The 12186-nt window shown below is 60.7% G+C and carries 10 protein-coding genes; 1 reads left to right on the forward strand and 9 read right to left on the reverse strand.

Annotation, left to right across the window (positions count from 1 at the left end):
- Positions 1-59 precede the first annotated feature (59 nt).
- From ACYZTR_RS18320 to leuC, 9 genes are all read right to left on the reverse strand, one after another.
- Positions 60-683 carry a phosphoribosylanthranilate isomerase gene (locus ACYZTR_RS18320; protein WP_461973093.1) on the reverse strand — a complete coding sequence of 208 codons (624 nt, stop codon included), beginning with the start codon at positions 681-683 and terminating at the stop codon, positions 60-62.
- Between the two features lie 63 nt (positions 684-746).
- Entirely contained in the window at positions 747-1571 is an 825-nt protein-coding gene (truA, locus tag ACYZTR_RS18325; protein ID WP_461979786.1) for a tRNA pseudouridine(38-40) synthase TruA, read from the reverse strand.
- A 197-nt stretch (positions 1572-1768) separates the two neighbouring features.
- Entirely contained in the window at positions 1769-4450 is a 2682-nt protein-coding gene (locus ACYZTR_RS18330; RefSeq protein WP_461973095.1) for a FimV/HubP family polar landmark protein, read from the reverse strand.
- A 207-nt stretch (positions 4451-4657) separates the two neighbouring features.
- Positions 4658-5668 carry an aspartate-semialdehyde dehydrogenase gene (locus ACYZTR_RS18335; RefSeq protein ID WP_461973097.1) on the reverse strand — a complete coding sequence of 337 codons (1011 nt, stop codon included), beginning with the start codon at positions 5666-5668 and terminating at the stop codon, positions 4658-4660.
- A 244-nt stretch (positions 5669-5912) separates the two neighbouring features.
- Positions 5913-7025 (reverse strand): aspartate-semialdehyde dehydrogenase, encoded by a 1113-nt coding sequence (asd, locus tag ACYZTR_RS18340; RefSeq protein ID WP_461973099.1) that lies wholly within the window; start codon positions 7023-7025, stop codon positions 5913-5915.
- 69 nt (positions 7026-7094) lie between these two features.
- Positions 7095-8177, reverse strand: a complete 1083-nt coding sequence (leuB, locus tag ACYZTR_RS18345; protein WP_461973101.1) for a 3-isopropylmalate dehydrogenase — start codon at positions 8175-8177, stop codon at positions 7095-7097.
- A 65-nt stretch (positions 8178-8242) separates the two neighbouring features.
- Positions 8243-9007: a class I SAM-dependent methyltransferase gene (locus ACYZTR_RS18350; protein WP_461973103.1), complete on the reverse strand. Its 765-nt coding sequence runs from the start codon at positions 9005-9007 to the stop codon at positions 8243-8245.
- A 47-nt stretch (positions 9008-9054) separates the two neighbouring features.
- Positions 9055-9699: a 3-isopropylmalate dehydratase small subunit gene (leuD, locus tag ACYZTR_RS18355; protein ID WP_461973105.1), complete on the reverse strand. Its 645-nt coding sequence runs from the start codon at positions 9697-9699 to the stop codon at positions 9055-9057.
- Between the two features lie 10 nt (positions 9700-9709).
- Entirely contained in the window at positions 9710-11128 is a 1419-nt protein-coding gene (gene leuC, locus ACYZTR_RS18360; protein WP_461973107.1) for a 3-isopropylmalate dehydratase large subunit, read from the reverse strand.
- Between the two features lie 153 nt (positions 11129-11281).
- Here leuC and ACYZTR_RS18365 point away from each other — a divergent pair, with 153 nt between their 5' ends.
- A complete protein-coding gene (locus ACYZTR_RS18365) occupies positions 11282-12172 on the forward strand; it encodes a LysR family transcriptional regulator (protein WP_461973109.1) in 891 nt (296 codons plus the stop codon).
- The last annotated feature ends 14 nt before the right edge of the window (positions 12173-12186 follow it).

A 12186-nucleotide genomic window follows, 5' to 3' on the forward strand; every position in this document is an offset into this window, starting at 1 on the left:
CCATGCCCTACTTTTGTACAGTGCAGTGGACGGCGGCAGTCTGCCAGCCGTCACATCAGCTACGTGCTACTGCGTACCGCTTTAATAAATGCCTGAATCTTTGCGTGATCCTTGATGCCCTTGCTCGCCTCTACCCCACCGCTGACGTCCACGGCATAAGGCCGAACCCGGGCAATCGCCTCAGCGACGTTATCCGCAGTCAGGCCGCCGGCGAGGATGATCGGTTTGCTCAAGCCTTGCGGTATCAATGACCAGTCGAACGCTTCGCCGGTTCCGCCGGGTACGCCTTCAACGTAGGCGTCGAGCAGGATACCGCTGGCGTTCGGAAACGCATCGCATGCCGCCGCGATATCGTCGCCGGCCTTGACCCGCAGTGCCTTGATGTACGGGCGGTGCCAGCCTTCACAGTCGGCTGCGGTTTCGTCGCCATGGAACTGCAACAGATCCAGCGGCACGGCGTCGAGGATTTCCCCCAACTCGCAGCGGCTGGCGTTGACGAACAACCCCACGGTGGTCACGAACGGCGGCAGCGCCTTGATGATCGAGCGCGCCTGCTGGAACGTCACGGCCCGCGGGCTTTTGGCATAGAACACAAACCCGATGGCATCGGCCCCGGCCTCGACCGCTGCCAACGCATCTTCTATGCGGGTAATCCCGCAAATCTTGCTGCGAACGGACGACATGTCGATAGAACCCCAAGGCAAATCCGAGAAAGTCCCGGATGGTAACAAAAGCGTTCGAGGGCGTCAGCCGTCAAGTTCAGAGAAGCCGGTGAGGAAGTGCGGCCCGATGTAACGCTCGGGCAATTGGAACTCGTCGCGGTACTCGACCTGCACCAGGTACAGACCGAACGGGTGCGCCGTCACTCCACCGGAACGGCGAATGCGGCTCTCCAGCACCTCTTTCATCCACTCCACCGGGCGCTCGCCGGCACCGATGGTCATCAGCACGCCCGCAATGTTGCGCACCATGTGGTGCAGAAAGGCACTGGCACGGATATCCAGCACGATCATCTTGCCGTGGCGCGTGACGCGCAGGTGATGCAGTTCCTTGATCGGCGACTTGGCCTGGCACTGGCCAGCGCGGAACGCGCTGAAGTCGTGGGTACCGACCAGATACCGGGCCGCCTCGGCCATGCGCTCGACGTCCAGCGGGCGGTGGTTCCAGGTGATTTCATCGTTCAGGTGCGCCGGACGAATCTGATCGTTGTAGATCACGTAGCGATAGCGCCGGGCGATGGCCTTGAACCGAGCATGAAAATGCGCCGGCATGACCTTGGCCCAGGTGACACTGACGTCATGGGGCAAGTTGATGTTGGCGCCCATGACCCAGGCTTTCATCGAACGCTCGACCGGAGTATCGAAATGCACGACCTGGCCGCACGCGTGCACGCCGGCATCCGTACGCCCGGCGCAGAGCAGCGACACCGGTGAGTCGGCGACTTTGGACAAGGCCTTTTCGAGCGTCTCCTGCACCGTGAGCACGCCGCAGGCCTGGCGCTGCCAGCCGCGATAGCGCGAACCTTTGTATTCAACGCCCAACGCGATCCGGAATAAGCCGTCGGCCGCCATTTCGGCGGCCGGATTATCTATATTTGCCAAGGAGTGACAGCCTGCTGATGTACGCAAAGGCGGGCATTATAAGGCCGCCGGACCGGGACGCCAGAGGCGCGTGCTGTTTGTGGCCTGCCGGGGCGAGGTTAATCGTCGGTTGAAACAAAAACGGCAGCCTCAATGGGCTGCCGTTTCGTTTACGCCTTACCGATCAATCAAGCCAGACGCGAAAGCATTTCCTTGGCTTCGCTCTTCTGACCGGCGTCACCCTCGGTCACCACCTCATTGAGGATGTCCCGGGCGCCGTCGGCATCGCCCATGTCGATGTAGGCCTGGGCCAGGTCGAGTTTGGTAGCGACTTCGTCGGCGCCGGAAAGGAAGTCGAATTCCGGCTCGTCAGCTGCGGAGGCCATAGCGTCTTCCGCCGTGAAGGTCGGCTCGCCAATGCCCTGCGACAGACGATCCAGCTCGGCGTTGACGTCATCCAGCTCGGCTGCGAAAGCATCCGGAGCGTCAGGGGCGTCCATTTCGTCCGCCAGCGACAGGTCGAAATCGGCTGGAAGCTCCAGATCGTCCAGCGCAACCTCGGGAACAGCCGGCGCTTCAGCGGCAGGTAAATCCAAGTCCTTGACGCCGTCATCCAGGCTCAGCAGGAAGTCGTCTTCAGCCAGGGTCGCCGGCGAGTCATTGCCACCGAGATCCATATCCAAGTCAAAGTCCGACAGGTCATCGAGGTTTTCCTTGATGTCAGTCTGCTGCTGCAACACCGACTCGAAGCTCAGGTCGTCATCCAACGGGAACTCGTCCAGCTCCGCCGCAGACTCTGGCTCAGCTTCTGCTTCTGCTTCTGCTTCTGTTTCTGCTTCTGCTTCTGGTGCAACCACTGCCGGCGAGGCAGTTTCCAGATCGTCCAGACTCAAATCGAAGGCACTGTCGAAGTCATCGGGCACTGCCGGTGCCGGTGCCGGCGCTTCAGGCTCGTCCAGCAGCAGATCCTTGACGTACTGCGCGTCCAGTTCGGCAGCGATCGCAGCCGCTGCGATGCCACCGGCTGCCGCAATGACCATGGCCGGGAAGCGGCTCTTGAGTTTTTCGACCTGAGCAAAGTTGTCACCGTTGGCCACCAGTTGGCGTTCCTGGGCAACGAATGCATCGCGGTCGCCTTGCTGACCGTAGACTTCCATCAGCTTGAGGCGCAGGTCACTGCGTTGCGGCTCTTGCTTGATCCCGTCTTCCAGCAAGGCAGCCGCCTGATTCAGACGACCGGCAGTGATGTGCGACTGCGCCTTGCTCAGCACATCGTCATCGTGCTCGGCAGCAGGTGATACCAGTGGCGCGGCGATTGGCGGGGTGACCACAACCGGAGCAATCACCGGAGCGGGTGCCGGGGCTGGGGCTGGTGCAGGCGTTGGCGTTGGCGCGGTAGCAAGCTTCACGCTCGGCGGCGGCACTTCCAGGTCTTCGAAGATGCTTTTCGGCAGGTCGAGTTCAGCGGAGAACTCCTGCTCCTCGGCCAAGTCACGGGCCATTCGCAAATGTTTCTCGGCTTCTTGCTGGGCTTTGCGGCGACGCGCCAGCAACAGCAGCAACAGCAGCAGAACCACCGCACCGCCGCCCACCAGGCCGAGCAGCACCGGATTGGTCAGCAGCTCGTTGAATTTTTGATCGTCGGACGCTACAGGCGTCGGCTCGATTGGCTTCTCGACCGGAGCCGGCGTGGCCTCAGGCGCAGCAGCTTCAGGTGCCGCCGGAGCCGCGTCCGCAGGCGTTGCCGCTGGGTTGGCGGCCAATTCGGCTGACATCGCCGGAGCGTTCGCGGCAACCGGTGCGCCCGCGGCACCTTCAGCCTGCAACTTGGCCAGTTGATTGTTCTTCAGTTCGATCAGTCGTTGCAGCTTGTCCATCTGACTTTGCAGATCGGTCATGCGGCTTTTCAGTTCGGTGTTGTCACGACGGGATGTGTCGAGGCTTTCCTGGGTCACGGCCAGCTTGTTGCTCAGGTTCTTCGCATCACCCGCGGCGCCTTTGCTACCGGCCTTGCCGGACTCGGCAGAGACCAGGCTCAGGCTGTCGTTCGCCGTTTGCGACGAAGTGCCTTCACCGCGCGCGCGCTTGGTGGCATCGAGCTGCTGTTGTCCGGCCCCGGGCTTCGCCACGTAGCGACGACCCTGACGCCACGCGGTGTTCTGCGCGGAGACTTCAGCAATGGCCTTCGGTTGCGGCAGGCTGGTGCTCTGTGCCTGATCCGGCAAACGCAGCACCTGACCGGTTTTCAACCGGTTGATGTTGCCGTCGATAAAGGCATCCGGGTTCAACGCCTGGATGGCCAGCATGGTTTGTTGAACCGAACCGCCGTTGCGCGCCTTCGCAGCGATTTCCCACAGGGTATCGCGCGACGTGGTGGTGTATTGGGTCGGCGTGGTCGCGGCGGTTACTGGCGCAGTGACGGTTTGAGTCGGTGCCGGTTGCGCAGCCGCATCAGCGGTTTGCGGCGAGAATTTGGACGGATCAAGCAGCACGCTGTAATCACGCAGCAGACGACCGTTGGGCCACATCACTTGAACCAGGAATTTCACCATGGGTTCCGAGAGTGGTTTGCTGGATGTCACACGCAGGATGCTTTTACCGCTGGCGTTGAGCACCGGGGTAAAGGTCAGGTCATTGAGAAACGCCTGGCGGTCGACACCGGCCTTGGCGAAATCTTCGGGCGAAGCCAGGCTCGGCACCACTTCAGCAGCAGTGAGGTCCTTGACGTCGAGCAACTCGATTTCCGCCACCAGGGGCTGGTTCAGCGTCGACTTCAGGGTCAATTCCCCGAGCCCGAGGGCATGCGCCATACCGGAGGACAGCGCCGAGGCGGCCGCTATTGCTAACACCAGTTTGCGAACTTGAACCATAGCCTAATCCTTTGTTTGAACATTCCTCGGCCAGCGAGAAGGTGTTGATAGCCGCTGCCGTAAGGCATTGCGCGCGGCGGCGAAGAGTCGTCGCGCGCGATCGTTTCATTCATGCCACGCAAAGCCCCGGAGGGAGCCCGCCTTCAGCAGTCCGGCCAAGCATAGCGCTCGGCCCGCATCATTCTGTGAATTGTTGCAAAGTATCTTTTACAGCAGGTTTTTTATCAACAATTCAGCCACCTGCACAGCATTGAGCGCGGCGCCTTTGCGTACGTTATCTGACGTCAGCCACAAATTAAGTTCCGACGGGTCGTCGATCCCGCCGCGAACCCGACCAACGTAGACCACGTCCTGCCCTACCGCATCGCCTACCGGCGTCGGGTAATCACCGGCTTCCACCAGCTCGATACCGGGCGCGTCTTCCAGGGCGGCGTTGATTTTCGCCAGGTCGATGTCGCTCGATGACTGCAACGTCACGTTAAAGCTATCGCCAAAAAACACCGGGGCTTGAATGCAAGTGACGGAAATCTTTAATAAAGGCAGTGCCATGACCTGACGCAGCTCGCGTACCAGGCGTTTTTCCAGCAGCGTATGCCCCTGGTCATCGGGCTTGCCGACTTGCGCCAGCAGGTTGAAGGCCATCTGCCGATCGAAGAAGGTCGGCTCCAGCGGACGCACGTTGAGCAGCTCGGCAGTTTGCCGGGCCAGCTCGGTGACGGCTTCGCGCCCCTGGGCAGACACGGCCAGGCTGGCGGTCAGGTTGATGCGTTGCAGGTCGAGCAAACCGAGCAACGGTGCGAGCACTACCGCCAGCGTAGTGGCCGAAGGGCTTGGACTGCTGACCTGGAACGGCTTTTTCAAACCGGCCAGGATTTCGGCGTTGGCTTCAGGCACTACTTGCGGCGCCTGATCAGCCGGCAAGGCGCCGGACAGGTCGATCAGCGAGCAACCGGCCGCCGTGGCACGCGATGCGAAACTCAGGGTTACCGCAGGGCCGGCAGCGAAGAACACCAGCTGGACTTTGCTGAAATCGAATTCGTCGACTTCCCGCACCCGCACGTTCTTGCCGCGAAACGGCACCGAATGCCCCGCCGATTCGCTGCTGGCGAGCAGGTGCAGATTGCCGACCGGGAAGTCGCGCTCTTCGAGAATCTGCACGAGCGTTTCGCCGACAGTACCGGTGGCGCCGATCACGGCAATATCAAAGGACGGGCTCATGGTTCTACCTCTGGCGAAACGGGGGGAGCGGCACTTTACCGGGTGGTTGGCATGCAGGCAATTCTGCCGGGGATTTGTGGTGCCTGCGCCGGCCCCTTCGCGGGCAAGCCTCGCTCCTACATGGGATCGCGCTGCACTTGTAGGAGCGAGGCTTGCCCGCGAAGGGGACCGTCTTGACGACACATTTCCCATAAAAAAACCCGCACCTCTTTCAAGGCACGGGTTCTTTTATGACTTCAATCGATCAACGCTCAAGCAGGATCCGCAGCATGCGACGCAGCGGTTCGGCCGCGCCCCACAGCAGCTGGTCGCCGACGGTGAACGCGCCGAGGTACTGCGTGCCCATGTTCAGTTTGCGCAAACGGCCAACCGGTACGTTCAGGGTGCCGGTGACTTTCGTCGGGCTCAGTTCCTGAATGCTGACGTCACGCTGGTTCGGCACCAGTTTGACCCAAGGGTTGTGCTGGCTGATCAGCCCTTCGATGTCGGCGATCGGCACGTCTTTGTTCAGTTTGATGGTCAGCGCCTGGCTGTGGCAGCGCATGGCGCCGATGCGCACGCAGATGCCGTCGACCGGGATCGGGCTCTTGAAGCGACCGAGGATCTTGTTGGTCTCGGCCTGGGCCTTCCACTCTTCGCGGCTCTGACCGTTCGGCAGTTCCTTGTCGATCCACGGGATCAGGCTGCCAGCCAGCGGAACGCCGAAGTTTTCGGTCGGGTACGCGTCGCTGCGCATGGCTTCGGCGACACGGCGGTCGATGTCAAGGATCGCGCTGGCCGGGTCGACCAGTTGATCGGCGACAGCGGCGTGGGTCGCGCCCATTTGCTTGATCAGTTCACGCATGTTCTGCGCGCCGGCACCGGAGGCCGCCTGATAGGTCATGGCGCTCATCCACTCCACCAGACCGGCTTCGAACAGGCCGCCCAGGCCCATCAGCATCAGGCTGACGGTGCAGTTGCCGCCAATGTAGTTCTTGGTGCCCGCGTCGAGCTGCTGGTCGATGACCTTGCGGTTCACCGGGTCCAGCACGATCACCGCGTCATCCTGCATGCGCAGGCTGGAAGCGGCGTCGATCCAGTAACCCTGCCAGCCGGCTTCGCGCAGTTTCGGGAAGACTTCGCTGGTGTAGTCGCCACCCTGGCAGGTCAGAATCACGTCGAGGGTTTTCAGCTCTTCAATGCTGTAAGCGTCCTTGAGCGGAGCAATGTCCTTGCCCACGGACGGGCCTTGGCCACCGACATTGGAAGTGGTGAAAAACACCGGCTCAATAAGATCGAAATCCTGCTCTTCCAGCATCCGCTGCATGAGCACGGAACCGACCATACCGCGCCAACCGATCAGACCTACACGTTTCATCGCAACTACACCTTCTTTAAAAAGTGGGCCGCTGCTTTCAAGAGTGAAAGTTGCAGCGGGCCCAAGAGATTACAGATTCCGCAGCGCGGCGACTACTGCGTCGCCCATTTCCTGCGTACCGACTTTAGTGCAACCCGCCGACCAGATGTCGCCAGTGCGCAGGCCTTGGTCCAATACCAGACTGACGGCCTTCTCGATCGCATCGGCCGCATCCTGCAGATTGAAGCTGTAACGCAGCATCATCGACACCGACAGAATGGTCGCCAACGGGTTGGCAATGCCTTTGCCGGCAATGTCCGGCGCCGAACCGTGGCACGGCTCGTACATGCCTTTGTTGTGGGTATCCAGCGACGCCGACGGCAGCATGCCGATGGAACCAGTGAGCATCGATGCCTGGTCGGACAAAATGTCGCCAAACAGGTTGTCGGTGACGATCACGTCGAATTGCTTGGGTGCACGCACCAGTTGCATGGCGGCGTTATCAACGTACATGTGGCTCAGTTCGACTTCAGGGTAATCCTTGGCCACTTGCTCGACGATTTCACGCCACAGTTGGCTGGAGGCCAGTACGTTGGCCTTGTCCACCGAGCACAGCTTCTTGCCGCGCACCATGGCCATGTCGAAACCGACACGGGCGATACGGCGGATTTCGCTTTCGCTGTACGGCAGGGTGTCGTAAGCCTGACGCTCGCCGTTTTCCAGGGTGCGGGTACCGCGTGGCGCGCCGAAGTAGATACCGCCGGTCAGTTCACGGACGATCAGGATGTCCAGGCCAGCAACAATCTCGGGCTTCAGGCTCGAAGCCTCGGCCAGCTGCGGGTAGAGGATCGCCGGACGCAGGTTGCCGAACAGGCCCAGTTGCGCACGAATCTTCAGCAGGCCGCGCTCAGGGCGGATGTCACGCTCGATGGTGTCCCATTTCGGGCCACCCACAGCGCCGAGCAGTACAGCGTCGGCGGCGCGGGCGCGATCCAGGGTTTCGTCGGCCAACGGCACGCCATGCTTGTCGATGGCGGCGCCACCGATTACGTCGTGGCTCAGCTCGAAGTCCAGGCTGTACTTGTCGTTCGCCAGCTCCAGCACCTTGACCGCTTCGGCCATGATTTCCGGGCCAATACCGTCACCTGGGAGAATCAGAATCTGCTTGCTCATGCTTTCCTCATGTCATCAGTCGGCGTGCCCATAGGCATGCCCGGAAAAATTCTTTCGTTCGGCGCTTATCGTTCAGCCATCAGCACCAGCACATCGGTACTGAACGAACCATCGGCCTCAATCTCAAAATATTCGCGTACTTCATTGCCCATCGACTGCTGCAACTCGCGGATTGCCGCGCGCATCACCCCTGGCGTGCGCATGCGCTCGACCCAGGAGGTGTATTCCAGACGCAGACGTTGACGCGTGGTGCTGCGGGTATGCAACCCCGCTTCGCTGACCTGACGCAACCACTCGCCGGCGGAATAATCTCGCACATGGCTGGTATCGCGCAGCACTTCGACGCTTTGCAGGTAAGTGTCGAACAACGGACTGCCCGGTGACAACACGTCGATGAACGCCGCCACCCCGCCCGGTTTCAGCACCCGGCGAACTTCCCGCAGAGCCAGCCCGAGATCGCTCCAATGGTGCGCCGAATAACGGCTGAAGACGAAATCGAACTCGCCATCGGCGAATGGCAACCGCTCGGCGGCACCGAGCACCGTTGACACATTACTCAGACCGCGGTCGACGGCGGCACAGGCCACCACGTCGAGCATCTGCTGCGACAGGTCGTAGGCCACCACTTCTTTCACCAGCGAGGCCACGTGAAAACTCACGTGACCGGCGCCGCAGCCCAGGTCCAGCACACGGGCATCTCCCTGCCCTGCCAGTTCAGCCTGTAGCAGTGCGAATTCGGTGCCCTGAGCGTGAACGGCGCTGCTCAGGTAGGCCGAGGCCTGTTCACCGAATTGCTTCTGTACAACCTGACTGTGGGCGGTGCTGGTCATGGGACTTCCTTTTTGGGGGTGAGTCTTGTGGTGTTTTGTCGGATCAATCAAACGTCACGAAACAACCACGGCTGGCTCTCACGGTGTTTGGCTTCAAACGCCGCGATCGCCTCGCCTTCCTGCAAGGTCAGGCCGATGTCGTCCAGGCCGTTGACCAGGCAATGCTTGCGGAACTCGTCAAGCTCGAAGCTGTAAACCTTGCCATCAGGCCGGGTCACGGTCTGGGCTTGCAGGTCGACCTTCAACTCGTAACCAGGATTCGCTTCGACCTGCTGGAACAGCTCATCGACTTCAGCGTCGCTCAAGATGATTGGCAGCAAGCCGTTCTTGAAGCTGTTGTTGTAGAAGATGTCGGCGTAGCTCGGCGCGATGATGCTGCGAAAACCGTATTCTTCCAGCGCCCACGGCGCGTGTTCACGGCTGGAGCCGCAACCGAAATTCTCGCGGGCCAGCAGCACGCTGGCGCCTTGATAACGTTCGGCGTTGAGCACGAAGTCCTTGTTCAGCGGACGCTTGGAGTTGTCCTGGTAGGCGTAGCCCACGTCCAGGTAGCGCCATTCGTCAAACAGGTTCGGACCAAAACCGGTGCGCTTGATCGATTTCAAGAACTGCTTCGGAATGATCTGGTCGGTGTCGACGTTGGCACGGTCCAAGGGTGCGACCAAACCGGTGTGTTGGGTAAAAGCTCTCATGTGCGATTCCTCAGATCAGTTCGCGAACGTCGATGAAACGACCGTTGACGGCAGCCGCCGCGGCCATGGCCGGGCTGACCAGGTGAGTACGACCACCAGCGCCCTGACGCCCTTCGAAGTTGCGGTTGGAGGTCGAGGCGCAATGTTCGCCCGACTCCAAACGGTCCGGGTTCATCGCCAGGCACATCGAGCAACCCGGTTCACGCCACTCGAAACCGGCTTCGAGGAAAATCTTGTCCAGGCCTTCGGCCTCGGCTTGTGCCTTCACCAGGCCCGAGCCCGGCACCACGATGGCTTGCTTGATGGTCGAAGCAACTTTACGGCCCTTGGCGATCACCGCCGCAGCACGCAAGTCTTCAATCCGTGAGTTGGTGCAAGAACCAATAAACACCCGGTCCAGCTGAATGTCGGTGATCGCTTGATTGGCGCTCAAACCCATGTATTTCAAGGCGCGCTCGATGGAACCGCGTTTGACCAGGTCCGTTTCCTTCGCAGGATCGGGAACGTTCTGATCAACCGCCAAGACCATCTCGGGCGATGTGCCCCAGCTGACTTGAGGCTTGATTTGAGTGGCGTCGAGCTCGACCACGGTGTCGAACACGGCGTCAGCGTCGGACACCAGGTCTTTCCAGGCTTCGACCGCCATGTCCCATTCCGCGCCTTTCGGGGCGAATGGACGACCCTTGACGTAAGCCACGGTTTTTTCGTCGGCCGCCACCAGGCCTACGCGAGCGCCGGCCTCGATGGACATGTTGCAGATGGTCATGCGGCCTTCAACGGACAAATCGCGAATCGCGCTGCCGGCGAATTCGATGGCGTGGCCGTTACCGCCAGCGGTGCCGATCTTGCCGATCACCGCGAGCACGATGTCCTTGGCCGTCACGCCGAACGGCAATTTGCCTTCGACCGACACCCGCATGTTTTTCATTTTCTTGGCGACCAGGCACTGCGTGGCGAACACGTGTTCGACCTCGGAAGTGCCGATGCCGTGGGCCAAGGCGCCAAACGCGCCGTGAGTCGAGGTGTGCGAATCGCCGCAGACCACGGTCATGCCCGGCAAGGTGGCACCCTGCTCCGGACCGATCACGTGAACGATGCCCTGACGCACGTCATTCATTTTGAATTCGGTGATGCCATATTCATCGCAGTAGTCATCGAGGGTCTGAACCTGCAAACGCGAGACCTGGTCGGTAATCGCTTCGATGCCGCCCTTGCGATCCGGCGTGGTCGGTACGTTGTGGTCCGGGGTCGCGATGATCGAGTCGACGCGCCAAGGCTTGCGCCCGGCCAGACGCAGGCCTTCGAAAGCTTGGGGCGAAGTCACTTCATGGATGATGTGGCGGTCGATATAGATCAACGACGACCCATCGTCGCGCCGTTTCACTTCATGGGAATCCCAAAGCTTGTCGTAAAGCGTTTTGCCGGCCATCAGACGGTCCTCATCAGCTTGCTTCTATTTTCTATGCCTTGGGTTGTGCACGGTTCAATAACCCCTTGGCTTGTGAGGTCGATCCTAGGGGGTTACATTAAATAACTCAAATTCATATTTTTTATGCTTTGGATAACCAACTGGAATACCACAATGGATCTGGCCAACCTCAACGCATTTATCGCGATTGCCGAGACCGGGAGTTTCTCCGGCGCGGGCGAACGGCTGCACTTGACCCAACCGGCGATCAGCAAGCGCATTGCCGGGCTGGAGCAGCAATTGAAGGTGCGCCTGTTCGATCGCCTGGGCCGTGAAGTCGGCCTGACCGAGGCCGGTCGCGCCTTGCTGCCGAGGGCCTATCAGATCCTGAATGTGCTGGACGACACCCGCCGCGCCTTGACCAACCTGACCGGCGAAGTGTCCGGTCGCCTGACCCTGGCCACCAGTCACCACATCGGCCTGCACCGTTTGCCGCCCTTATTAAGGGAATTCACCCGACGTTATCCGCAAGTGGCGCTGGATATTCAGTTCCTCGATTCGGAAGTGGCCTACGAAGAAATCCTCCATGGCCGCGCCGAACTGGCGGTCATCACCCTGGCGCCGGAGCCCCACGCACTGGTCAAGGCCACACCGGTGTGGGACGACCCGCTGGACTTCGTGGTCGCCCCGGAGCACTCGCTGATCAGCGACGGCCCGGTCAGCCTGGCGGACATTGCCCTGCACCCGGCGGTATTTCCGGGTGGCAACACCTTTACCCACCACATCGTCCGGCGCCTGTTCGAAACTCAAGGCCTGACGCCGAACATCGCCATGAGCACGAATTATCTGGAAACCATCAAGATGATGGTCTCGATTGGCCTGGCCTGGAGCGTGTTGCCGCGCACCATGCTTGATGATCAGGTTGCGCGAATACCTTTGCCGGGCATACAACTGACTCGCCAGCTAGGCTATATCCTGCACACAGAAAGGACGCTATCGAATGCGGCGCGAGCCTTCATGGCCTTGCTGGATGCACAAATCGATCTGCCAGGGACTCTCGGCTAAGCTGTGCTACGTCT

The organism is Pseudomonas sp. Hz4, from assembly GCF_054898165.1.

Coding starts and splice junctions, on each gene's coding strand:
- ACYZTR_RS18320 (WP_461973093.1), bottom strand. CDS start 683: ATGTCGTCCGTTCGCAGCAAGATTTGCGGGATTACCCGCATAGAAGAT.
- truA (WP_461979786.1), bottom strand. CDS start 1,571: ATGGCGGCCGACGGCTTATTCCGGATCGCGTTGGGCGTTGAATACAAA.
- ACYZTR_RS18330 (WP_461973095.1), bottom strand. CDS start 4,450: ATGGTTCAAGTTCGCAAACTGGTGTTAGCAATAGCGGCCGCCTCGGCG.
- ACYZTR_RS18335 (WP_461973097.1), bottom strand. CDS start 5,668: ATGAGCCCGTCCTTTGATATTGCCGTGATCGGCGCCACCGGTACTGTC.
- asd (WP_461973099.1), bottom strand. CDS start 7,025: ATGAAACGTGTAGGTCTGATCGGTTGGCGCGGTATGGTCGGTTCCGTG.
- leuB (WP_461973101.1), bottom strand. CDS start 8,177: ATGAGCAAGCAGATTCTGATTCTCCCAGGTGACGGTATTGGCCCGGAA.
- ACYZTR_RS18350 (WP_461973103.1), bottom strand. CDS start 9,007: ATGACCAGCACCGCCCACAGTCAGGTTGTACAGAAGCAATTCGGTGAA.
- leuD (WP_461973105.1), bottom strand. CDS start 9,699: ATGAGAGCTTTTACCCAACACACCGGTTTGGTCGCACCCTTGGACCGT.
- leuC (WP_461973107.1), bottom strand. CDS start 11,128: ATGGCCGGCAAAACGCTTTACGACAAGCTTTGGGATTCCCATGAAGTG.
- ACYZTR_RS18365 (WP_461973109.1), top strand. CDS start 11,282: ATGGATCTGGCCAACCTCAACGCATTTATCGCGATTGCCGAGACCGGG.